The 19,614-nt window shown below is 57.5% G+C and carries 37 protein-coding genes; all 37 read left to right on the top strand.

The window, feature by feature from the left end:
• The first annotated feature begins 44 nt into the window (after positions 1 to 44).
• Positions 45 to 353, top strand: a complete 309-nt coding sequence (gene rpsJ / locus BUA65_RS08160; RefSeq protein ID WP_013824064.1) for a 30S ribosomal protein S10 — start codon at positions 45 to 47, stop codon at positions 351 to 353.
• A gap of 15 nt (positions 354 to 368) precedes the next feature.
• Complete coding sequence (gene rplC / locus BUA65_RS08165) at positions 369 to 998, top strand: 50S ribosomal protein L3 (RefSeq protein WP_072868766.1); 630 nt, start codon at positions 369 to 371, stop codon at positions 996 to 998.
• A 29-nt stretch (positions 999 to 1,027) separates the two neighbouring features.
• On the top strand, positions 1,028 to 1,654 hold the full coding sequence (rplD, locus tag BUA65_RS08170; RefSeq protein ID WP_072868768.1) for a 50S ribosomal protein L4: 627 nt from the start codon (positions 1,028 to 1,030) through the stop codon (positions 1,652 to 1,654).
• The gene (rplW, locus tag BUA65_RS08175) at positions 1,651 to 1,938 is read left to right on the top strand and encodes a 50S ribosomal protein L23 (protein WP_072868776.1); all 288 of its coding nucleotides are present in this window, start codon (positions 1,651 to 1,653) and stop codon (positions 1,936 to 1,938) included. The genes rplD and rplW overlap by 4 nt, the downstream gene beginning before the upstream one ends.
• 56 nt (positions 1,939 to 1,994) lie before the next feature.
• The gene (rplB, locus tag BUA65_RS08180; RefSeq protein WP_072868778.1) at positions 1,995 to 2,819 is read left to right on the top strand and encodes a 50S ribosomal protein L2; all 825 of its coding nucleotides are present in this window, start codon (positions 1,995 to 1,997) and stop codon (positions 2,817 to 2,819) included.
• 45 nt (positions 2,820 to 2,864) lie between these two features.
• A complete protein-coding gene (rpsS, locus tag BUA65_RS08185) occupies positions 2,865 to 3,149 on the top strand; it encodes a 30S ribosomal protein S19 (RefSeq protein ID WP_013824059.1) in 285 nt (94 codons plus the stop codon).
• Between the two features lie 19 nt (positions 3,150 to 3,168).
• Positions 3,169 to 3,504 (top strand): 50S ribosomal protein L22, encoded by a 336-nt coding sequence (gene rplV, locus BUA65_RS08190; protein ID WP_072868780.1) that lies wholly within the window; start codon positions 3,169 to 3,171, stop codon positions 3,502 to 3,504.
• A gap of 15 nt (positions 3,505 to 3,519) precedes the next feature.
• Positions 3,520 to 4,209 carry a 30S ribosomal protein S3 gene (gene rpsC / locus BUA65_RS08195; protein ID WP_072868781.1) on the top strand — a complete coding sequence of 230 codons (690 nt, stop codon included), beginning with the start codon at positions 3,520 to 3,522 and terminating at the stop codon, positions 4,207 to 4,209.
• A complete protein-coding gene (rplP, locus tag BUA65_RS08200) occupies positions 4,187 to 4,615 on the top strand; it encodes a 50S ribosomal protein L16 (RefSeq protein WP_013824056.1) in 429 nt (142 codons plus the stop codon). Before rpsC ends, rplP begins: the two co-directional genes overlap by 23 nt.
• Entirely contained in the window at positions 4,605 to 4,808 is a 204-nt protein-coding gene (gene rpmC, locus BUA65_RS08205; RefSeq protein WP_013824055.1) for a 50S ribosomal protein L29, read from the top strand. The genes rplP and rpmC overlap by 11 nt, the downstream gene beginning before the upstream one ends.
• Before the next feature lie 18 nt (positions 4,809 to 4,826).
• Positions 4,827 to 5,090 carry a 30S ribosomal protein S17 gene (rpsQ, locus tag BUA65_RS08210; RefSeq protein ID WP_013824054.1) on the top strand — a complete coding sequence of 88 codons (264 nt, stop codon included), beginning with the start codon at positions 4,827 to 4,829 and terminating at the stop codon, positions 5,088 to 5,090.
• A 30-nt stretch (positions 5,091 to 5,120) separates the two neighbouring features.
• On the top strand, positions 5,121 to 5,489 hold the full coding sequence (gene rplN / locus BUA65_RS08215) for a 50S ribosomal protein L14 (protein WP_072868783.1): 369 nt from the start codon (positions 5,121 to 5,123) through the stop codon (positions 5,487 to 5,489).
• A 22-nt stretch (positions 5,490 to 5,511) separates the two neighbouring features.
• Positions 5,512 to 5,832: a 50S ribosomal protein L24 gene (gene rplX / locus BUA65_RS08220; protein WP_072868785.1), complete on the top strand. Its 321-nt coding sequence runs from the start codon at positions 5,512 to 5,514 to the stop codon at positions 5,830 to 5,832.
• Between the two features lie 17 nt (positions 5,833 to 5,849).
• Entirely contained in the window at positions 5,850 to 6,392 is a 543-nt protein-coding gene (gene rplE / locus BUA65_RS08225; RefSeq protein WP_013824051.1) for a 50S ribosomal protein L5, read from the top strand.
• Between the two features lie 63 nt (positions 6,393 to 6,455).
• Entirely contained in the window at positions 6,456 to 6,641 is a 186-nt protein-coding gene (locus tag BUA65_RS08230) for a type Z 30S ribosomal protein S14 (RefSeq protein WP_013824050.1), read from the top strand.
• A gap of 19 nt (positions 6,642 to 6,660) precedes the next feature.
• Positions 6,661 to 7,059, top strand: coding sequence for a 30S ribosomal protein S8 (gene rpsH / locus BUA65_RS08235; protein WP_072868787.1), 399 nt, complete (start codon positions 6,661 to 6,663; stop codon positions 7,057 to 7,059).
• Between the two features lie 15 nt (positions 7,060 to 7,074).
• Positions 7,075 to 7,626: a 50S ribosomal protein L6 gene (rplF, locus tag BUA65_RS08240; protein ID WP_072868788.1), complete on the top strand. Its 552-nt coding sequence runs from the start codon at positions 7,075 to 7,077 to the stop codon at positions 7,624 to 7,626.
• 15 nt (positions 7,627 to 7,641) lie between these two features.
• Positions 7,642 to 8,010 (top strand): 50S ribosomal protein L18, encoded by a 369-nt coding sequence (gene rplR, locus BUA65_RS08245; RefSeq protein WP_013824047.1) that lies wholly within the window; start codon positions 7,642 to 7,644, stop codon positions 8,008 to 8,010.
• Between the two features lie 20 nt (positions 8,011 to 8,030).
• Positions 8,031 to 8,531: a 30S ribosomal protein S5 gene (rpsE, locus tag BUA65_RS08250; protein ID WP_072868790.1), complete on the top strand. Its 501-nt coding sequence runs from the start codon at positions 8,031 to 8,033 to the stop codon at positions 8,529 to 8,531.
• Positions 8,532 to 8,543: 12 nt separating this feature from the next.
• On the top strand, positions 8,544 to 8,723 hold the full coding sequence (gene rpmD / locus BUA65_RS08255; protein ID WP_013824045.1) for a 50S ribosomal protein L30: 180 nt from the start codon (positions 8,544 to 8,546) through the stop codon (positions 8,721 to 8,723).
• A gap of 50 nt (positions 8,724 to 8,773) precedes the next feature.
• Complete coding sequence (gene rplO, locus BUA65_RS08260) at positions 8,774 to 9,220, top strand: 50S ribosomal protein L15 (protein WP_072868792.1); 447 nt, start codon at positions 8,774 to 8,776, stop codon at positions 9,218 to 9,220.
• Positions 9,221 to 10,486: a preprotein translocase subunit SecY gene (gene secY / locus BUA65_RS08265; protein ID WP_072868793.1), complete on the top strand. Its 1,266-nt coding sequence runs from the start codon at positions 9,221 to 9,223 to the stop codon at positions 10,484 to 10,486.
• A gap of 16 nt (positions 10,487 to 10,502) precedes the next feature.
• A complete protein-coding gene (gene map, locus BUA65_RS08270) occupies positions 10,503 to 11,249 on the top strand; it encodes a type I methionyl aminopeptidase (RefSeq protein WP_072868795.1) in 747 nt (248 codons plus the stop codon).
• Between the two features lie 15 nt (positions 11,250 to 11,264).
• Positions 11,265 to 11,621, top strand: coding sequence for a KOW domain-containing RNA-binding protein (locus tag BUA65_RS08275; protein WP_072868797.1), 357 nt, complete (start codon positions 11,265 to 11,267; stop codon positions 11,619 to 11,621).
• Between the two features lie 5 nt (positions 11,622 to 11,626).
• Complete coding sequence (gene infA / locus BUA65_RS08280) at positions 11,627 to 11,851, top strand: translation initiation factor IF-1 (RefSeq protein ID WP_013824040.1); 225 nt, start codon at positions 11,627 to 11,629, stop codon at positions 11,849 to 11,851.
• A 32-nt stretch (positions 11,852 to 11,883) separates the two neighbouring features.
• Complete coding sequence (gene rpmJ, locus BUA65_RS08285; RefSeq protein WP_013824039.1) at positions 11,884 to 11,997, top strand: 50S ribosomal protein L36; 114 nt, start codon at positions 11,884 to 11,886, stop codon at positions 11,995 to 11,997.
• Between the two features lie 19 nt (positions 11,998 to 12,016).
• A complete protein-coding gene (rpsM, locus tag BUA65_RS08290; RefSeq protein ID WP_072868799.1) occupies positions 12,017 to 12,388 on the top strand; it encodes a 30S ribosomal protein S13 in 372 nt (123 codons plus the stop codon).
• An 18-nt stretch (positions 12,389 to 12,406) separates the two neighbouring features.
• Positions 12,407 to 12,796, top strand: coding sequence for a 30S ribosomal protein S11 (rpsK, locus tag BUA65_RS08295; protein WP_072868800.1), 390 nt, complete (start codon positions 12,407 to 12,409; stop codon positions 12,794 to 12,796).
• A 19-nt stretch (positions 12,797 to 12,815) separates the two neighbouring features.
• Positions 12,816 to 13,442 carry a 30S ribosomal protein S4 gene (gene rpsD / locus BUA65_RS08300; protein ID WP_072868802.1) on the top strand — a complete coding sequence of 209 codons (627 nt, stop codon included), beginning with the start codon at positions 12,816 to 12,818 and terminating at the stop codon, positions 13,440 to 13,442.
• Positions 13,443 to 13,493: 51 nt separating this feature from the next.
• Positions 13,494 to 14,441, top strand: coding sequence for a DNA-directed RNA polymerase subunit alpha (locus BUA65_RS08305; protein WP_072868804.1), 948 nt, complete (start codon positions 13,494 to 13,496; stop codon positions 14,439 to 14,441).
• Positions 14,442 to 14,454: 13 nt separating this feature from the next.
• Positions 14,455 to 14,793, top strand: coding sequence for a 50S ribosomal protein L17 (gene rplQ / locus BUA65_RS08310; RefSeq protein ID WP_013824034.1), 339 nt, complete (start codon positions 14,455 to 14,457; stop codon positions 14,791 to 14,793).
• Positions 14,786 to 15,652, top strand: coding sequence for an energy-coupling factor transporter ATPase (locus tag BUA65_RS08315; protein ID WP_084062181.1), 867 nt, complete (start codon positions 14,786 to 14,788; stop codon positions 15,650 to 15,652). Before rplQ ends, BUA65_RS08315 begins: the two co-directional genes overlap by 8 nt.
• Positions 15,652 to 16,515, top strand: coding sequence for an energy-coupling factor transporter ATPase (locus BUA65_RS08320; RefSeq protein WP_084062183.1), 864 nt, complete (start codon positions 15,652 to 15,654; stop codon positions 16,513 to 16,515). Before BUA65_RS08315 ends, BUA65_RS08320 begins: the two co-directional genes overlap by 1 nt.
• A gap of 1 nt (position 16,516) precedes the next feature.
• The gene (locus BUA65_RS08325; protein WP_242656264.1) at positions 16,517 to 17,320 is read left to right on the top strand and encodes an energy-coupling factor transporter transmembrane component T family protein; all 804 of its coding nucleotides are present in this window, start codon (positions 16,517 to 16,519) and stop codon (positions 17,318 to 17,320) included.
• Between the two features lie 2 nt (positions 17,321 to 17,322).
• Positions 17,323 to 18,069 carry a tRNA pseudouridine(38-40) synthase TruA gene (gene truA / locus BUA65_RS08330; RefSeq protein ID WP_084062184.1) on the top strand — a complete coding sequence of 249 codons (747 nt, stop codon included), beginning with the start codon at positions 17,323 to 17,325 and terminating at the stop codon, positions 18,067 to 18,069.
• Positions 18,070 to 18,409: 340 nt separating this feature from the next.
• Entirely contained in the window at positions 18,410 to 18,841 is a 432-nt protein-coding gene (gene rplM, locus BUA65_RS08335) for a 50S ribosomal protein L13 (RefSeq protein WP_072868809.1), read from the top strand.
• A 20-nt stretch (positions 18,842 to 18,861) separates the two neighbouring features.
• Positions 18,862 to 19,254, top strand: coding sequence for a 30S ribosomal protein S9 (rpsI, locus tag BUA65_RS08340; protein ID WP_072868811.1), 393 nt, complete (start codon positions 18,862 to 18,864; stop codon positions 19,252 to 19,254).
• Positions 19,255 to 19,614: the final 360 nt, after the last annotated feature.

The raw sequence follows: 19,614 nt of genomic DNA on the forward strand, positions 1-19,614 counted from the left end.
ATTTACGAAAACCCCCTTTGCCGGGTTTGAAAGGAGGTAGACTCTTGAAAAAGCAAAAGATTCGCATCCGGTTGAAGGCCTACGATCACCACATGCTGGATCAGTCGGCCCAGAAGATTGTAGAGACCGCCCGGCGCACCGGTGCCCAGGTAGCCGGCCCTATTCCTTTGCCCACGGAGAAAAATATTTACACCATTTTGCGTTCACCCCACGTCAACAAGGACTCGCGGGAGCAGTTTGAGATACGGACGCACAAGCGTTTGATCGATATCCTGGAACCCACGCCTAAAACCGTGGACGCCTTAATGCGCCTGGATCTGCCTGCCGGGGTGGACATTGAAATCAAGCTTTAGGAGGTGCTAAGGACCATGCCCAAGGGCATCCTCGGCCGTAAAGTCGGCATGACCCAGATTTTCAATGATGCCGGGCAGGCCATTCCCGTTACAGTCATTGAAGCCGGTCCCTGCATAGTGGTGCAAAAGAAAACCCCCGAGCGGGACGGATACAGCGCGATCCAGTTGGGTTTTGGCGAAAAGCCCGAGCGTTTGGTCAACAAACCCTTAAAAGGGCATTTTGCTAAAGCCGGCGTGCGACCTTTGCGTTTTTTGCGGGAATTGCGCGTGGAAAATGTGGAAGATTACCAGGTGGGGCAGGAAATTAAGGCCGATGTCTTTACCACCGGTGAAAGGGTGGATGTGGTCGGCACATCCAGGGGCCGTGGTTTTGCAGGTGGCATTAAACGCCACGGCTTTCACCGGGGACCCATGGCTCACGGTTCCAAGTACCACCGGCGGCCCGGCTCCCTGGGAGCGAAAGGACCGGCCCGGGTTTTCAAAGGAAGAAAGTTGCCCGGACATTACGGTGTGGAGCGGGTAACGGTGCAAAACCTGGAAGTAGTGCGGGTGGACCCGGAGAGAAATCTTCTGGCCGTGAAAGGATCTGTCCCTGGCCCCCGCGGGGGTCTTTTGCTGGTTAAGGAAACCGTTAAGGCCCGCTAGTAACCAGGCACCGGAAGGAGGAAAGCGTTATGCCTACAGTTGCCGTTTACAATATCAACGGGGACCAGGTGGGCGAAATCCATTTGCGGGACGATGTATTCGGCGTCCCCGTGCATATGTCCGTGCTGCACGATGCCGTGGTCTGGCAGCTGGCCGGGCGCCGTCTGGGAACCCATGATACCAAGACCAGGGGAGAGGTTCGGGGCGGCGGGCGCAAACCCTGGCGCCAGAAAGGTACCGGCCGTGCCCGTCACGGCAGCATCCGTTCCCCGATCTGGCGGAAGGGCGGCATCGTCTTTGGTCCTCATCCCCGGGACTACAGTTACCGGCTGCCCCGCAAGGTGCGGCGCCTGGCTATGAAGTCCGCCCTGTCGGCCAAGGTGCAGGACGGCAAAATTGTGGTTCTGGAAGACCTGAAGTTAGAGCAGCCCCGCACCAAGGATATGGTGCGCATTTTGGGGAACCTCAAGGTAAACGACAAGGCCCTGGTGGTTACTGCCGACCGGGAGGAAAACGTGATCAAGTCGGCCCGGAATATCCCCGGCATTAAACCCATGTCTGCCGATGGTCTTAATGTGTACGACCTGTTGGCCCATAATACGCTGGTCATAACGAAGGACGCGGTGGCCAGGGTCCAGGAGGTGCTGGCCCAGTGAAAAACCCCCGGGATATTTTAAAGCGGCCGGTAATTACGGAGAAGAGCATGTCCCTGCTGGCCGACAACAAGTACACTTTTATCGTCGATCCCCATGCCAACAAGGTGGAAATTAAAAAAGCAGTAGAAGAACTGTTCAAGGTGAAAGTGGAAAAGGTAAATACCATGCGGGTTAAAGGGAAAACAAAACGGGTGCGGAATATCGTTGGTCGCCGCCCCGACGTCAAGAAAGCCATCGTCACCCTGCGGAAAGGGGATAAGATCGAACTCTTTGAGGGTGTGTAAAACTTCCCTCCCCCCGATTCGGGTGCGCGGGCTTATTTTGGAAGGAGGGAAACCAGTTGGGTATTAAAAAGTTCAAGCCGACATCTCCCGGGCGGCGGTTTGTCACCGTATCGACCTTTGATGAAATCACCAAAACCGAACCGGAAAAGTCCCTGCTGGTGCCGCTGAAGAAAAAGGCGGGCCGCAATTTCCAGGGCAGGATTACCGTGAGGCACCGGGGCGGCGGTCACAAGCGCATGTACCGCATCATTGACTTCAAGCGGGATAAAGATGGCATCCCGGCCAAAGTGGCCAGCATTGAATACGATCCCAACCGTTCGGCCCGTATTGCTCTGTTGCACTATGCCGACGGGGAAAAACGCTACATCCTGGCTCCCGTGGGCCTGGAAGTGGGCATGACGGTGGTATCGGGTCCTGATGCCGACATCAAGGTGGGCAACGCGCTGCCCCTGCGGAATATCCCGGTGGGTACCCTGGTGCACAACCTGGAGCTGTACCCGGGCGGCGGCGGCCAGCTGGTGCGCTCGGCGGGTGCGGCGGCCCAGGTTATGGCCAAGGAAGGCAAGTATGCCCATATTCGTATGCCCTCGGGCGAAATGCGCCTGCTTCTTTTGGATTGCCGGGCCACCATCGGCCAGGTGGGCAATGTGGAGCATGAAAATATCACCATCGGTAAAGCCGGCCGCTCTCGCTGGTTGGGTATCAGGCCGACCGTGCGCGGTGTGGTCATGAACCCGGTGGATCACCCTCACGGCGGCGGTGAAGGCCGTTCCCCCATTGGCCGTAACCCGGTTACTCCCTGGGGCAAGCCGGCCCTGGGCGCCCGTACACGGAAGAAGAAACCCAGCGATCGCCTGATCATCAAGAGAAGGGCGAAGTAATTCGGTATTCCGGGTAGCAGCCGGAAGGAGGTAGGTGAAAAGGCTATGGGACGTTCGTTAAAAAAGGGCCCCTACTGCGATCCGAAGCTATTGAAAAAAATCGAGGAAATGAACGCTAAAGGGGAAAAGCGGGTTATCAAGACCTGGTCCCGCCGTTCGACCATTTTCCCGCAGATGATCGGTCATACTATTGCCGTGCATGACGGCCGGAAACACGTTCCCATATATATTACCGAAGACATGGTCGGGCATAAGCTGGGTGAGTTTGCTCCCACCCGGTTATTCCGGGGCCACGGTGCTCACACCGAAAGGTCCACGGCCCTGAAGTAATCACTAAGGAGGGTTTGGGATGGAAGCCAGAGCAGTGGCCAGGTACGTACGCATTTCGCCCCGCAAGGTGCGCCAGGTGGTGGATCTCATCCGGGGGAAGGATGTACGTGAGGCGCTGGCCATCCTGAGATTTACGCCGAAAAGGGCCGCGGTTCCGGTGGCCAAGGTAATTAAATCGGCTGCGGCCAACGCCGAACACAACTACGATATGAATCCTGATAATCTCTATATTGCAGCGGCTTATGTGGATCAGGGGCCAACCTGGAAGCGTTACCAGGCCCGGGCCATGGGCCGGGCGGACTTGTTGCGCAGGCGGACCAGCCACATCACCGTGGTGGTCAAGGAAAAGGAATAGCAAAGGAGGAGTAGCGTGGGCCAGAAGGTACATCCCAAAGGGTTGCGCATTGGCATTATCAAAGACTGGGACGCCAAATGGTTTGCCGATAAGAAGAATTTTGCCAACCTGCTTTTAGAAGATGTAAAGATCCGCAGATATATCAAGCAAAAGCTTTATGCCGCCGGCATCTCCCGCATTGCCATTGAACGAGCGGCCAACCGTATTCGCATCAGTATTTACACGGCCAAGCCGGGGATTGTCATCGGCCGGGGTGGTGCGGAAGTGGAAAACCTGCGCCGCGAACTGGAAAAAATGACGGGCAAGCAGGTGCATGTGAACATCGTGGAAATCAAAGTGCCCGAATTGGACGCCCAGCTGGTGGCGGAGAATGTGGCCGCCCAGATCGAAAAGCGGGTCGCCTTCCGGCGGGCCATGAAACAGAGTGTGGCCCGGGCCATGAAGATGGGCGCCAAAGGGATCAAGGTTTCCGTCAGCGGTCGGCTGGCCGGAGCCGAGATTGCCCGTACCGAGTGGTATAGCGAGGGCAAGGTACCCCTGCACACCCTGCGTGCGGATATCGATTACGGCTTTGCGGAAGCGGATACCACTTACGGTAAGATCGGCGTAAAGGTATGGATCTACAAGGGAGAAGTGCTGCCGGAGGCCAAGGCTGCGGCCGGTCAAGGAGGAGAGAAGGCTTATGCTCATGCCCAAGAGGGTTAAATATCGTAAACAGCACCGGGTAAGAGATCTGAGCGGTAGGGCCAAGGGGGGTACGGAGGTACACTTTGGCGAGTACGGGCTGATGGCCCTGGAGCCGGCCTGGATTACCAGCCGTCAAATTGAGGCTGCCCGTATTGCCATGACCCGTTACATTCGCCGGGGCGGGAAGGTGTGGATCAGGATATTCCCGGACCGGCCAATTACCGCCAAGCCTGCCGAAACCCGGATGGGCAGCGGTAAAGGTGCTCCCGAGTACTGGGTGGCGGTCGTCAAGCCTGGGCGGATTTTATTTGAGCTGGCCGGTATTGACGAGGAGGTGGCCCGGGAAGCCATGCGCCTGGCCTCTCACAAGCTGCCCATTAAAACAAAGTTTGTCAAACGTGGGAGTGAGGCAAATGAAGGCTAAGGATTTGCGGGAACTATCCGATGAGGAGCTGGTCAAGAAGCTGGACGATTCCAAAGATGAACTTTTCAAGCTACGGTTTCAACTGGCTACCAACCAGCTGGATAACCCCATGAAAATCAGGGAAGTGCGCCGGAACATTGCCCGTTTAAAGACTGTGCTCCGGGAGCGGGAGCTGGGCATCCGGCGGGCCTAACGAAAGGGGAGTCACGAGGTGGAAGTTCGTAAGCAGCGCAAAGTCCGGACGGGCCGCGTGGTTAGCGATAAAATGGACAAAACGGTAGTAGTGGCGGTGGAAACTCTGGTGCGGCACCCGCTCTACCAGCGTACCATTCGTAAGACCAAGAAGTTTAAAGCCCATGACGAAGAAAATGCCTGCCGCGTCGGGGATAAGGTACGCATTATGGAAACCCGGCCCCTTTCGAAAGAAAAGCGCTGGCGGGTGGTTGAAATCCTGGAACGGGCTGAACGGATTTAATTAAACCCTTGTGAAGGGAGGTTAAAGCCGATGATCCAGGTACAGTCGATGCTCAACGTCGCCGACAACACCGGTGCCCGCCGCCTGATGTGCATTCGTGTACTCGGCGGAAGCATGCGCCGTTATGCCAGTTTGGGAGACGAAATCATTTGTTCCGTCAAAGAAGCTACGCCCGGCGGCGTTGTTAAGAAGGGCGACGTGGTGCGGGCGGTGGTTGTGCGGACCAACAAGGAAGTGCGCCGCCCGGATGGTTCATACATTAAATTTGACGAGAACGCGGCGGTCATTATCAAGGACGACAAGAGCCCCCGGGGCACCCGTATCTTCGGACCGGTGGCCCGGGAGTTACGGGACCGGGACTTCATGAAGATAATTTCCCTGGCTCCGGAGGTAATCTAGCCGGGAACTGGAGGTAGTCGATATGCCCAAGCTGCACGTGCGTAAAGGCGATACAGTGCTGGTGTTGACCGGTAAATATGCTGGCAAAAGAGGCAAGGTGTTGGCGGCATTACCGGCTGAAGGGCGGGTAATTGTGGAGGGCGTGAATATCGTGAAGCGCCATACCAGGCCCAGCGCGCGCATGCCCCAAGGAGGCATCGTGGAGAAGGAAGCCCCCATCCACGCCTCCAACGTGATGCTGGTCTGCAGCAAATGCAACAGCCCAACCCGCATAGCCAAAAAGTTTTTGGAGGACGGCAAAAAGGTGCGGGTATGTAAAAAATGCGGGGAAGAACTAGGCTAAAAGGCAGGTGAAAAAGCGTGCCGAGACTTAAAGATAAATATAAAAACGAAGTAGTCAAGGCCATGATGCAGAAGTTTGGCTATAAAAACGTGATGGAGGTACCCAGGCTGGAAAAGGTGGTCATCAACATGGGCGTAGGCGAGGCCACCCATAACAGCAAAGCCATGGACGCGGCGGTCAGCGATCTGGCCACTATTACCGGCCAGCGTCCGGTGATCACCCGGGCTAAGAAATCCATTGCCGCCTTTAAGGTGCGCCAGGGGATGACCGTGGGCTGCAAGGTAACCCTGCGGGGGGACCGCATGTATGAGTTCATCGACAAGCTTTTCAACGTGGCCCTCCCCCGGGTGCGGGATTTCCGGGGGGTTTCGCCCAAATCCTTTGACGGCCGCGGCAATTACAGCCTGGGCGTTCGGGAGCAGCTGATCTTCCCCGAAATCGAATATGATAAGATCGATAAAGTACGGGGAATGGATATCATCTTTGTAACCACGGCCAAAACCGACGAGGAGGCGCGGGAACTTTTGCGCCTGCTGGGCATGCCTTTTGCGGCTGCCTAAGCGGGAACAACCTCAAACGATTATGGCAAAGCAGGTAAGAATCGTATATAAGGGGGGACTCAAGTGGCTAAAAAATCGATGATCGCCAAGGCAATGCGCGAACCCAAATTCAAGGTGCGCCAGCACAACCGCTGCAAACTTTGCGGCCGTCCCCGGGCGTACATGCGCAAGTTCGGCATTTGCCGCATCTGTTTCCGGGTTCTTGCTTACCGCGGTGAGATTCCCGGCGTTCGAAAGGCCAGCTGGTAAAGAGGAAGGGGGTATTGCCATGGTTATGACCGACCCGATCGCGGACTTTCTCACCCGTATTCGCAATGCCAATACGGTTTACCTCGATAAAGTGGAGGCCCCTGCTTCCCGCTTGAAGAAGGCTATTGCCGACATTCTCAAGGAAGAGGGCCTGATTAAGGATTACGAAGTGATCGACGACGGCAAGCAGGGCATCATCCGCGTATATTTGAAGTACGGCCCTGACAAAAAACGGGTAATTACCGGATTAAAACGGATTTCCAGGCCGGGACTCCGGGTCTATGCCCGCAAGGATTCCATCCCCAAGGTGCTGGGTGGCCTGGGTATTGCTATCCTGTCCACCTCCAAGGGCATCATGACCGATAAACAGGCCCGGAAGCTGGGTGTGGGCGGCGAAGTAATCTGCTACGTATGGTAGGAGGAGGGAAGGCTTGTGTCCAGGATTGGCAAGAAGCCCATTGCCCTGCCCCAGGGGGTTGATGTGCAAATAGAAGGCAATACCGTGCGCATAAAGGGGCCCAAGGGCCAGCTTGAACGGGAATTCCACCGGGATATGCGCATCCGCCTGGACGAGGAGGGCCGCCTAGTGGTGGAACGCCCCTCGGACGAAAAGAACCACCGGTCCCTGCATGGTTTGACCCGCACGCTGCTGGCCAATATGGTGGAGGGAGTAACAAAGGGGTTTGCAAAAACTCTGGAGCTGGTCGGCGTAGGTTACCGGGCCACCAAGCAGGGTAACAAGCTGGTGCTGTCGGTGGGCTACTCCCACCCGGTAGAGATTGTCCCCCCGCCGGGGCTGGAGATAGAAGTTCCCGCGCCAAACAAAATTGTGGTCAAGGGAACGGACAAGGAAAAGGTCGGCGCCCTGGCTGCGGTTATCCGCGGTGTACGGGAGCCTGAACCTTACAAGGGCAAGGGTATCAGGTACGAAAACGAACAAATCCGGCGCAAGGCCGGTAAGGCTGGCGGTAAAGGTAAGAAGTAGGGAGGCTTGATTGCTTTGATTAAGAAACCGGATCGCAAGGCATTGCGGGCCAAGAGACATTTACGGGTACGCAAGAAGATTTCCGGTACCGCCGAGCGCCCCAGGTTGAATGTCTTCCGGAGCTTAAAGCACATGTATGCCCAGATTATTGATGACGAGCGGGGAATTACCCTGGTCAGCGCTTCGACCCTTTCCCCCGAATTGAGGGAGCAGCTCAAAGCAGGTGGTAACAAGGAAGCAGCTGCCGCGGTGGGCCGCCTGGTGGCCAGGAAAGCCCTGGAGCGCGGGATTAAGAAAGTGGTCTTTGATCGGGCTGGATATATTTATCACGGCCGGGTGAAGGCTTTAGCCGAGGCCGCCCGGGAAGCCGGTCTGGAATTCTAGGTGACGAAGGAGGGAAACGGGTGACCAGGATTGACGCCAGTAAGCTGGAGCTTACCGAGAAAGTAGTATCCATTAACCGCGTGGCCAAGGTGGTCAAAGGCGGACGGCGCTTTAGTTTTTCGGCTCTGGTGGTGGTAGGCGATGGCAACGGCCGGGTCGGCGCCGGGCTGGGCAAGGCCGGCGAGGTGCCCGAGGCCATTCGCAAGGGAATTGAAGATGCCAAGAAAAACATGATCCAGGTGCCCTTATCCGGCACCACCATTCCCCATGAAGTGATTGGTGAATTTGGTGCGGGCAAGGTACTGTTAAAACCGGCCGCCCCCGGTACCGGGGTAATTGCCGGCGGTCCCGTGCGGGCGATTTTGGAGTGTGCCGGGGTCCGGGACATCCTCACCAAGTCCCTGGGTTCGCACAACGCCAACAACATGGTTCATGCCACCATGGTGGCTTTAAAGAGCCTGAAGACCCCGGAAGAGGTGGCCCGGCTGCGGGGTAAAACGGTGGAAGAATTACTGGGCTAAGGGGGTAAGAACATGGCCAAGTTGAAGATTACCCTGATCAGAAGTCTCATCGGTCGCCCCGAAGACCAGCGCGTAACCGTACGTACTCTGGGCCTGCGCAAACTGCACAGCTCGGTAGTTCAAAACGATACGCCGCAGATACGGGGCATGATTAACAAAGTATCCCACCTGGTCAAGGTCGAGGAAGTTTAAACGACGGGTACGGATGGCCTTTAGACCAGCAACCAACTGGAGGTGTAATTGTGGCTCAACTGCATGACCTGCGTCCCAACCCGGGGGCGCGTACCAAACCAACCCGCAAGGGGCAGGGTATCGGTTCCGGCTTAGGAAAAACGGCCGGCCGGGGGCACAAGGGACAAAAGGCGCGTTCCGGCGGCGGGGTGAGGCCCGGTTTTGAAGGCGGCCAGATGCCCTTGCAGCGGCGCGTGCCCAAGCGGGGTTTTACCAACGCGCGCTTTAAGAAAGAGATAGTGGCCGTAAATATTGAGGCGCTAAATCGTTTTGAAGACGGTGCGGTAGTAACACCGGAAACACTCCTGTCGGAACGGATAATCAAAAAGCTGGGTGATGGGGTAAAGATCCTGGGCGACGGGCAGCTGGAAAAAGCGCTGACCGTGCGGGCCCACGCTTTCAGCAAATCGGCGGTGGAAAAGATTGAAGCTGCCGGCGGCAAAGCTGAGGTGATCTAGGTGCTGGACAGCCTCAGAAGCGCCGTCAGGATTGATGAGCTCCGTTCAAAGCTTCTCTTTACCCTGGCCATGCTCTTTGTTTTCCGCATCGGCGCTCACATTCCCGTGCCGGGGGTTAACACCGAAGTTTTTGCGAAACTGCTCCAAACGGGTGCCCTTTTCGGCTTCTTTGACGTAATCTCCGGTGGGGCCTTTAAAAATTTTTCCATCTTTGCCATGAGTATTACCCCTTACATTAACGCTTCTATTATAATGCAGCTCCTGACGGTGGTTATTCCCTCCCTGGAGCGATTGGCCAAGGAAGGGGAAGAGGGCCGGAAAAAAATCGTCCAGTACACCCGCTACCTCACCGTGGTGCTGGCGTTTATCCAGGCCATCGGGATCAGCTTTGCCCTGCGCAACCAGCATGTGCTGGTGAGCCCCACCGTCGGCCACTACCTCTTGGTGGCCCTGACCCTGACCGCCGGGACGGCCTTCCTGATGTGGATTGGGGAACAGATTACCGAAAAGGGCATTGGCAACGGCATCTCGCTTTTGATCTTTGCCGGTATTGTCTCCCGGGTTCCGGCGGGTGTGGTAAGGGTGGTGGAGTACCTGCGGGCCGGGACCATCAATATCCTGAGCGTGATCCTGCTCCTGGTCATTGGTGCACTGGTCATCGCCGCCATTGTGGCGGTTAACGAGGGGCAGCGGCGCATTCCCGTACAGTACGCCAAGCGCGTGGTGGGACGCCGGGTATACGGCGGGCAGTCCACCCACCTGCCCTTGAGGGTGAACCAGGCTGGCGTCATCCCGGTGATCTTTGCTTCTTCTATTTTGATGTTTCCAGAACAGCTTGCCACCTGGTTTCAAAACACCTGGTTTGGCAACTGGTACCTGGCCTTTTTTGCCTGGGGTACGCCCCTGCACACCATCATTTACGCCCTGCTGGTGATTGGCTTTACCTACTTCTACACGGCGGTTATCATGAACCCGGTGGATATTGCCGAAAACATTAAGAAATACGGCGGCTTCATTCCGGGCATCCGGCCCGGACGCCCCACAGCCGAATATATCAGCCGGGTCATGAGCCGGGTAACCTTGGCAGGGGCTATTTTCCTGGCCTTAATTGCCATCCTGCCCAATTTTGTCCTGCTGGCTACCCGCATCCCCCAGATTTACTTTGGCGGAACCGCCCTGTTGATTGTGGTGGGGGTGGCCCTGGATACCATGAAGCAGGTGGAATCCCACATGTTGATGCGCAGCTACCAGGGTTTTATCAGGTAGGGAGATGACCTTAAAAATGATCATGATTAAGTCGCAGCGGGAACTACGCTACATGCGCGATGCCGGCCGCGTGGTGGCGGGTGTCCTGGGCGAGCTCTCCCGGGCCATTAAGCCGGGGGTGACCACCGCAGAACTGGACCGTTTGGCTGAGGACTTTATCCTGGCCCGGGGTGCCAGGCCCGCGTTCAAGGGCCTCTATGGTTTTCCGGCCAGCATCTGCACCTCGGTCAACGAGCAGGTGGTGCACGGTATCCCCGGTTTAAGAAAACTGGAAAGTGGAGATATTATCAGTATTGACGTCGGGGCGGAAATAAATGGATATTTTGGGGACGGTGCGGCCACCTTTCCGGTAGGCGAGGTTTCCCCGGAGGCAAAAAAACTGCTGGCCGTAACCGAAGGGGCTCTGTACGAGGGCATTCGCTTTGCCCGGCAGGGTAACCGCCTGTCGGATATTTCCCATGCCGTACAGAGCTATGTGGAGAAACACGGGTTCTCTGTGGTCCGGGAATACGTGGGCCACGGTATTGGCCGGAGCATGCATGAGGAGCCACAGGTGCCCAACTTCGGAAAGCCGGGACGGGGTCCCAGGCTGAAGGCGGGAATGACTTTAGCCATTGAACCGATGGTCAATGCGGGCACCCATGAGGTGCGCACCCTTGGGGACAACTGGACGGTGGTAACCGGGGATTCCAAGCTATCGGCCCATTTCGAGCACACCGTTGCTATCACCGATGGTGAGCCGGAGATCCTTACCCGGTTGTAACTGGAGGTGATCTCGGTGAAGGATTATTTTACGCCGGGTCGGTTGGTAAGCTCTACTGCCGGCCGGGATTACGGCAAATTTTACCTCATTCTCGACCGCGTCAACGAGACCAGGGTACGGGTGGTCAATGGGGCGGACCGCAAGGTAAGCGGGCCGAAGTTAAAAAATATTAAGCATCTAAAAGTTTATCCCCTGGTGGCCGGCGATATTGCCCACAAGGTGAGCACCGGCCAGCGGGTTACCGATCTGGATGTCCGCAGGGCGCTCAAAGAACTGCTGGAAACTTACGGGCAGGCAGCAACTGCGCAAGGCAAGCCATCGGACGGGAAACTGGAGCTAAAGCTAAACGGCTCCGGAAAGGAGGTTGGCTAAAGCCCATGTCCAAACAAGAAAAGGATGTTATTGAAGTTGAGGGCACTGTGATTGAGCCACTTCCCAATGCCATGTTTCGCGTCGAATTGCAGAACGGCCATAAAGTTTTAGCTCACGTTTCAGGGAAAATCCGCATGAACTTTATCCGCATTTTACCCGGTGATCGGGTGCTGGTGGAACTGTCACCTTATGATTTGAGCCGTGGTCGGATTGTTTACCGTTATAAATAAGGTGATGGTCCGGGCAAAGGAGGTTTTAACAAATGAAAGTGCGCCCGTCGGTAAAACCCATTTGTGAGAAATGCAAGGTTATCCGCCGTCATGGTAAAGTGATGGTCATCTGCGAAAATCCCAAGCATAAACAAAAACAAGGTTAACGGAGGTGTGTTTTCACGCATGGCTCGTATTGCAGGGGTTGACCTGCCCAGGGATAAGCGGGTAGAGATCGCCCTGACCTATATTTACGGCATCGGCAGGCCCACATCCAAGAAAATCCTGGCCCAGACAGGAATTAATCCCGATACCCGGGTCCGCAACCTCACCGAAGACGAAGTCAACCGCTTAAGGGACGTCATTGAGAAGAACTACCGGGTGGAGGGTGATCTCCGCCGGGAAGTGGCCATGAATATTAAGCGGCTCATCGAAATCGGCTGCTACCGTGGCTTGCGTCACCGCCGGGGCCTCCCGGTAAGGGGACAGCGCACAAAAACCAACGCCCGGACGCGCAAGGGTCCGCGGAAAACTGTGGGTGTGCGGCGGAAGAAATAAAGGGGGGGGTAAGGTAAAATGGCCAGAAAAGCAGCACGTACAAAAAGGCGGGAACGCAAGAATATAGAACACGGAGTGGCCCACATCCGCTCTACCTTTAATAATACCATCGTGACCATAACCGATACGCGGGGCAACGCCATTTCCTGGGCCAGTGCTGGGACCGTGGGGTTCAAGGGTTCCCGGAAGAGCACGCCCTTTGCCGCCCAGATGGCCGCCGAGGCGGCAGCCAAGGAGGCCATGGAACACGGCATGAAAACGGTAGAAGTGATGGTCAAGGGCCCCGGGGCGGGCCGGGAAGCAGCCATCCGCTCCCTGCAGGCGGCGGGGCTGGAAGTAAGCCTGATTAAAGACGTTACACCCATTCCCCATAATGGATGCCGGCCACCAAAACGCCGGAGAGTTTAAGGAGGTATCAAGGAACTAGATGGCCAGATACACAGGTCCGCAGTGCCGGCTGTGTCGCCGTGAGGGTGTCAAGCTTTACTTGAAAGGGGACCGCTGCTACACGGGCAAGTGTGCCATTGACCGGCGGCCCTATGCACCGGGTGCCCACGGGCAGGCGCGCCGTAAGATCAGCGAATACGGCTTGCAGTTGCGGGAAAAACAAAAGGCCCGGCGTATCTACGGGGTGCTGGAAACCCAGTTTCGCAATTACTTTGAGCGTGCCGAGCGCCAGCCGGGGATTACCGGCGAAAACCTGCTCCGTTTGCTTGAAAGGCGCCTGGACAATGTAGTCTACCGCCTGGGATTGGCCGCGTCCCGCATGGAGGCCAGGCAGCTGGTGCGCCACGGCCACTTTACCGTTAACGGGCGGAAGGTGAATATCCCTTCCTACCTGGTACGGGTTGGCGACGTCATTGCCGTACGGGAAAAGAGCAAGGACTCCCCGCGCATTAAGGAATTAATGGAGCGGGCAGCCGACAGGACACCCCCGCCCTGGCTGGAGTATGACGAAAGTCAGGCACAAGGTCGCGTGGTGGCCCTCCCAACCAGGGACCAGATTGACACTCCCGTGCAGGAACACCTGATTGTGGAGCTGTACTCCAAGTAATGGCCTTGGTAAACTCTTATGGCCGGAACCGGCACTTGAGGGGGTTGCCGTATGCTGGAAATTGAGAAGCCCAAAATTGAGTGCGTGGAAAGCAGTCCCGATAACACTTACGCCAAGTTTGTGGTGGAACCCCTCGAGAGGGGATACGGGATCACGCTGGGTAATTCCCTGCGCAGGATCCTGCTTTCATCCCTTCCCGGGGCGGCAGTCACCTCGGTAAAAATCGAGGGTGTGCTGCACGAGTTTTCCACCATTCCCGGCGTACGGGAAGACGTAACCGACATCATCCTCAATCTGAAGAGCCTTTGCCTGAAGCTGCATACCGACGAGGAAAAGATCCTGCGGATTGAGGCCAAGGGGGAAGGGGAGGTCAGGGCCGGCGATATCATCCACGACCAGGATGTGGAGATTTTAAATCCCGACCTGCATATTGCCACCCTCGCCCCCAACGGTCGCCTGTTCATGGAAATTACCGTGGCCAAAGGGCGGGGCTATGTACCGGCGGAAAGGAATAAGAAGGGAGATCATATCATCGGCGTGATTCCCGTAGATTCCGTGTTCACCCCGGTACGTAAAGTCAACTACACGGTGGAAAACACCCGTGTGGGCCAGCGCACCGACTACGACAAGCTCACCCTGGAAGTGTGGACCGACGGCAGCATTAGGCCCGATGAGGCCACCAGCCTTTCGGCCAAAATTCTGGGTGAACACCTGCGCTTGTTCATCGGGCTCACCGAAGCGGTTAAAGATGTAGAAATAATGGTAGAGAAGGAAGAGGAAAAAAAGAACAAGATCCTGGAAATGACCATTGAAGAACTGGATCTCTCCGTCCGTTCCTATAACTGCCTGAAGCGCGCCGGCATCAACACGGTGGAGGAATTGATCCAGCGCAACGAGGAAGACATGATGAAGGTGCGCAACCTGGGTAAGAAATCCCTGGAAGAAGTAATCAACAAGCTAAGTGAGCTGGGCCTGTCCCTGCGTAAAAGTGATGAGTAAGGGGGGAGTAAAAATGGCGTATCGGAAGCTGGGACGTAACACCGGCCACCGCCGGGCCATGCTCAGGAATTTGGTTACGTCCCTTTTCCGCGACAACCGTATCCAGACCACCGAACCCCGGGCCAAGGAAGTTAAAAGCATTGCCGATAAAATGGTTACCCTGGCGAAAAGGGGTGACCTGGCAGCCCGGCGTCAGGCTCTGGCTTACATCTACGATGAACGGGTGGTGCGCAAGCTCTTTAACGACCTGGCTCCCAGGTATGCCGACCGTCCGGGCGGCTATACCCGCATTATCAAGATGGGTTACCGGCGGGGTGATGCCGCACCCATGGTGATCCTGGAACTTGTGTAAGGCAGGGATTTCCATCCGGGGGTTGAGCCATATCTATCACCTGGGCCAGCCCGGGGAAAGAATTGCTCTGCAAGATATTAGCGGTGATATTCGCCAGGGGGAATTGCTGGCCATCATTGGCCCCAATGGTTCGGGCAAATCTACCCTGGCCCGTCACTTTAATGCCGTGCTTCTGCCGACCCGGGGAACCGTAACGGTGAATGGGCTATCTACAGCCGATCCGGCCAACCGGTGGGAGATCCGCTGCCGGGTGGGGATGGTCCTGCAAAACCCGGACAACCAGCTGGTGGCGGCGGTGGTGGAGGAAGATGTGGCTTTTGGTCCCGAAAATTTAGGCCTGCCCCCGGAAGAAGTGCGGCGGCGGGTCGACCGGGCCCTGGCCCTGGCCGGGCTTGGCGAGCAGCGGCTGCGCCCTCCCCACCTGCTGTCCGGGGGGCAGAAGCAGCGGCTGGCCATTGCCGGTGCTCTGGCCATGAAGCCGTCCTGCCTGGTACTGGACGAGCCCACGGCCATGCTGGATCCTGCCGGGAGGCGGGAGGTTATCCAAACGCTCTTAAGTTTGAACCGGGAGGAAGGCCTGACCATAGTGCTGGTTACCCATTTTATGGAAGAGGCCGTCCTTGCGGACAGGGTCTGGGTCCTCTCCGGGGGTCGGCTGGTGCTGGAGGGAACACCGGCGCAGGTTTTCAGTCACCGGGAAGCCCTGCAAAAAATTGGCCTGGCCCTGCCCGGACCGGCGGAACTGGCCTGGCGCTTGCGTGCCGCCGGGTGGCCCGTTCCCGCCGGCATTCTGACTTTAAACGACCTGGTTGCCTGTCTGGCAGATTTGTTGTCTGAAACTGGATGGGGGCAACAGTAATGATCCTGGTGGAACACCTGACCCATATCTATGCCCCCGGTACTCCCCTTGCCCTGACGTCCCTGGAGGATGTTTCCCTGCGGATAGAGGAAGGGGAATTTGTCGTTCTGGCCGGGGCTACCGGTTCGGGCAAAACCACCCTGGTCCAGCACTTCAACGGGCTGCTTTTGCCCACTGCCGGTCGGGTGCTGGTCGACGGCCGGGATACCCGGGATAAACGGGTGCGCCGGGATTTGTGGCGCACGGTGGGGTTGCTTTTTCAAAACCCGGAACAGCAGCTTTTTGAGGAGAATGTTTTTGCCGAGGTGGCCTTCGGGTGCCGCAATCTGGGTCTGGATGAGGGGACGATCGAGATCCGGGTCCGCCGGGCCCTGGAAATGGTGGGGCTGGAACCGGTCCGGTTCGGCACGCTGTCCCCCTTTGCCTTGAGCCGGGGCCAGCAGCGCCGGGTGGCCCTGGCCGGCGTGCTGGCCTACCGCCCCCGGGTGCTGGTCCTGGATGAGCCGACATCCGGTCTGGACCCGGCGGCCAGGGAACAGATCTGGCAAATGCTCAAAGGGATGCAGCAGCACGGCCATACGGTGGTGGTGATCACCCACCACATGGAAGATGCTGCCCGGTATGCCGACCGGGTGGTGGTGCTCCACCGGGGGAAAATATACCGCCAGGGAACCCCGCGCCAGGTCTTCGGCGATCCCGAAGGCCTGCGGGCGGTGGGGCTGGACGTCCCCATGCCCGGCGAGCTGATGTATCGCCTGCGGCAAAGGGGCCTGCCCGTTAATACCGGTATCCTGACCCTGGACGAGGCCGAGGCGGAGCTGAAAAAACTGGCACCGTCCGGTAAAGCATGCCCGGTGATGTAAGATGATGTTAAGCGGTATTACCCTCGGCCAGTATATTCCGGGGCGGTCCTTTGTCCACCGCCTGGATCCCCGGACCAAAATCCTGGCCTCTGCAGTGATGATCATGGCCGTGCTGGTCTGCAACAAACCGGCGGGGTATGTCTTCCTCACCCTGGGCACACTGCTGGCCCTGGGGTTTGCCGGCACGTCCCCGCGCCTTCTGGTGGGCATCCTGCGCCCCTTTTGGGTTATCCTTACGCTAACCCTGGTTTTGCAGCTTTTTTTCACTCCCGGGCAGGTTTTGCTCGCCCTGGGACCCCTCCATGTAACCAGGGAAGGGCTGGTCCTGGGAGGACAGATCCTGTGGCGCTTAATCCTTTTAATTGTTTTCAGTTCACTTTTAACCCTGACCACCTCTCCTTTGATGCTGACCGCCGCCCTGGAGAGCCTTTTGAAGCCCCTGCAGCGGGCAGGGGTGCCGGCTTTCGACCTGGCCATGATGATGACCATTGCCCTGCGCTTTGTACCCACGTTGCTGGAAGAGGCCCAGCAGATCATCAAGGCGCAGCAGTCCCGGGGAGCGGTCTTTACCAGGGGCGGTCTGCTCCAGCGCGTCCGGGGGTTGGTGCCTTTGCTGGTGCCCCTTTTTGCCGGGGCTTTTCGCCGGGCGGAGGAGCTGGCTACGGCCATGGAAATTCGCTGCTACCGGGTTGGGGCAAACCGCACCCGCATGCACCAGCTTCGCTATGACTGGCGGGACTACGCCGTGCTGGCCGGGACGGGGACGTTGTTTCTGGCTACTTTGGCCTTGCGCTGGTGGGGGTAACCTTGCGCAACATTAAGCTGACCATTGCCTACGACGGGACCAATTATCACGGGTTTCAGGAGCAGCGGGGTACGGGCCTGGTGACCATCCAGGAGGTTCTGGAAAAGTGCTTGAGGCGCCTGGCCGGCAGGGAAATACGGGTCACCGGTGCCGGGCGCACCGATGCGGGAGTCCACGCCCGGGGTCAGGTGGTCAATTTTGATGCCGCCGGCTGGAATATTCCTGCGGAACGCATTGTTCTGGCCTTAAACGGCATGCTGCCCCGGGATATTGCCGCACTGGAGGCGGAGGAGGTAGGCCCGGAGTTCCACGCCCGCTATTCGGCCCTGGCCAAGACCTACCGCTACACCATTTACAACAGCCGCATTCCTTCTCCTTTCTGGCGCCTGTACAGCCATTTCGTGCCCCGCCCCCTGGACGTGCAGGCCATGGCCGGGGCGGCTCAATGGTTGGTGGGGACGCACGATTTTGCTTCCTTTCAAGCGGCGGGCTCGCCGGTAAAACATACCGTGCGCACCCTGTTTTCCGTGGATGTCTGCCGGGAAGGGAAAGAGGTGATCCACCTGATCTTTCGCGGCAATGGCTTTCTTTACAATATGGTGCGGATCATGGTGGGTACGCTGATCGAAGTGGGGCTGGGAAAACGGGACCCGGATGACATACCGGCCATTCTGGCCGCCCGGAACCGCACCCGGGCCGGCCCTACCGCGCCGCCCGAAGGTTTGTGCCTGGAGCGGGTGGAGTACTGAAGAAGTAGGCAGCAGACAGCGCACCGGAGTCGTTCAAGACGAGTCTCATTAGATCGCGTTCTTGACACTGGCAAAGCGGGGCATTAAAATACTACTATGTGGATTTCTGCCCCGGCCCTATGAGCCCCGGGGTTGGGGGCAAGAAGTCATGGAAGCTCCTTTTATTTCCGGTTCTTTCTCGCCCGGGTTTTGTGTCCTCTAGCCCGGGATCCGGTATTTAAACAACAACCGGGTCTCCCTAGTGTGCCGCCCACGCAAGAGGAGTGGGCAAATCCAGCCGAAAGGAGCGAAAACCTGGTCAGGGGGAGGCCGTATACCAGGCTGTACCAGGTGAGCTGGCATGAATAAAACGTATATGGCCAAGCCAGATGAAATAGAGCGCAAGTGGTATATTCTCGATGCCACGGATAAGCCCCTGGGGAGGCTGGCCGCCGAGGCCGCCCGCATCTTACGGGGCAAGCACCGCCCCCAGTTCACTCCCCACGTGGATACAGGAGATCACGTTATTGTGATTAATGCCGAAAAGGTAATCCTCACTGGCAACAAGCTCAAAAAGAAAAAGTACATCCGCCATTCCGGTTATCCCGGCGGCTTAAAGGTAACGGGATACGATGAGCTCCTGGCTAGGCGTCCCGAACTGGCCGTGCGCAAGGCCATTGTGGGGATGCTGCCCCATAACCGGCTCGGCGCCAGAATGGCCAAAAAGTTGCGGGTGTACCGGGGAGAGAATCATCCCCACCAGGCTCAGAAACCAGAAGTTTGGTCCATGTAGCGAGGGGAAGGAGGTCAGCAATGGCTGTTATAAAGTTTTACGGTACCGGGCGGCGTAAAAATGCCGTGGCGCGGGTTTACCTTGTTCCTGGTGAAGGCCGGATAATCATCAATGACCGGCCGGTGGAAGTATATTTAGGGCGCAAGACCCTGGAGGTGCTTGTGCGGCAGCCCCTGGAACTGACGGGCACGGAAGGTCGTTTTGATGTACTGGCCCGGGTCAAGGGCGGCGGTGTCAGCGGTCAGGCCGGGGCGGTAAGGCACGGTATTGCCCGGGCGCTCGTCAAAGCCGATCCCAACCTGCGTCCGGTGCTGAAAAAGGCCGGTTTCCTCACCCGGGATCCGCGGATGAAGGAAAGAAGGAAGTACGGCTTGAAGAAGGCCCGCCGGGCGCCCCAGTACTCCAAGCGTTAATGCGTTGCCGGCTAAGGGTTTGGCTTGCGAAGTTAAGATTATTAAAGGAAGGGCAGGTTCCCTTCCTTTTATCATGTGCGCCCGGCATGGGCGTTAACTTGGTGGTGAAAGTCCACTGCAGGCGAGGCAGCACGAGTCTGCTAGCCAAAGGCAAGGGTGTCCATCGCGAGGTGGAATCCGAAGGAAGCCGGAGGCAAAACCACGGCCCGATGAACAAGAACCCCATAAGAGGCTAAGCCGTTCGGATGAGCTGGCGTGACACAGCGAAATCCCAGGCTGCCAAGGGACGGCGGAGTATATGGGGCGGGCACGAGGTGAAGGTTAACGCTCTTACCCGGGGAGACCTGCCGGATAAGCCCA

It is taken from the genome of Desulfofundulus thermosubterraneus DSM 16057, assembly GCF_900142025.1.
Taxonomy (GTDB): domain Bacteria; phylum Bacillota; class Desulfotomaculia; order Desulfotomaculales; family Desulfovirgulaceae; genus Desulfofundulus; species Desulfofundulus thermosubterraneus.

Bases quoted from the DNA above. Each gene is read 5' to 3' on its own strand.
- map (WP_072868795.1), top strand. From the start codon at position 10,503: ATGATCATGATTAAGTCGCAGCGGGAACTACGCTACATGCGCGATGCC.
- rplP (WP_013824056.1), top strand. From the start codon at position 4,187: ATGCTCATGCCCAAGAGGGTTAAATATCGTAAACAGCACCGGGTAAGA.
- BUA65_RS08305 (WP_072868804.1), top strand. From the start codon at position 13,494: ATGCTGGAAATTGAGAAGCCCAAAATTGAGTGCGTGGAAAGCAGTCCC.
- rplX (WP_072868785.1), top strand. From the start codon at position 5,512: ATGCCCAAGCTGCACGTGCGTAAAGGCGATACAGTGCTGGTGTTGACC.
- rpsD (WP_072868802.1), top strand. From the start codon at position 12,816: ATGGCCAGATACACAGGTCCGCAGTGCCGGCTGTGTCGCCGTGAGGGT.
- BUA65_RS08325 (WP_242656264.1), top strand. From the start codon at position 16,517: ATGATGTTAAGCGGTATTACCCTCGGCCAGTATATTCCGGGGCGGTCC.
- rpsH (WP_072868787.1), top strand. From the start codon at position 6,661: ATGGTTATGACCGACCCGATCGCGGACTTTCTCACCCGTATTCGCAAT.
- rplV (WP_072868780.1), top strand. From the start codon at position 3,169: ATGGAAGCCAGAGCAGTGGCCAGGTACGTACGCATTTCGCCCCGCAAG.
- rplM (WP_072868809.1), top strand. From the start codon at position 18,410: ATGAATAAAACGTATATGGCCAAGCCAGATGAAATAGAGCGCAAGTGG.
- rpmC (WP_013824055.1), top strand. From the start codon at position 4,605: ATGAAGGCTAAGGATTTGCGGGAACTATCCGATGAGGAGCTGGTCAAG.
- rplD (WP_072868768.1), top strand. From the start codon at position 1,028: ATGCCTACAGTTGCCGTTTACAATATCAACGGGGACCAGGTGGGCGAA.
- rpsI (WP_072868811.1), top strand. From the start codon at position 18,862: ATGGCTGTTATAAAGTTTTACGGTACCGGGCGGCGTAAAAATGCCGTG.
- rplN (WP_072868783.1), top strand. From the start codon at position 5,121: ATGATCCAGGTACAGTCGATGCTCAACGTCGCCGACAACACCGGTGCC.
- rpsS (WP_013824059.1), top strand. From the start codon at position 2,865: ATGGGACGTTCGTTAAAAAAGGGCCCCTACTGCGATCCGAAGCTATTG.
- rpsK (WP_072868800.1), top strand. From the start codon at position 12,407: ATGGCCAGAAAAGCAGCACGTACAAAAAGGCGGGAACGCAAGAATATA.
- rpmD (WP_013824045.1), top strand. From the start codon at position 8,544: ATGGCCAAGTTGAAGATTACCCTGATCAGAAGTCTCATCGGTCGCCCC.
- rpmJ (WP_013824039.1), top strand. From the start codon at position 11,884: ATGAAAGTGCGCCCGTCGGTAAAACCCATTTGTGAGAAATGCAAGGTT.
- BUA65_RS08320 (WP_084062183.1), top strand. From the start codon at position 15,652: ATGATCCTGGTGGAACACCTGACCCATATCTATGCCCCCGGTACTCCC.
- rplQ (WP_013824034.1), top strand. From the start codon at position 14,455: ATGGCGTATCGGAAGCTGGGACGTAACACCGGCCACCGCCGGGCCATG.
- rplC (WP_072868766.1), top strand. From the start codon at position 369: ATGCCCAAGGGCATCCTCGGCCGTAAAGTCGGCATGACCCAGATTTTC.
- infA (WP_013824040.1), top strand. From the start codon at position 11,627: ATGTCCAAACAAGAAAAGGATGTTATTGAAGTTGAGGGCACTGTGATT.
- rpsM (WP_072868799.1), top strand. From the start codon at position 12,017: ATGGCTCGTATTGCAGGGGTTGACCTGCCCAGGGATAAGCGGGTAGAG.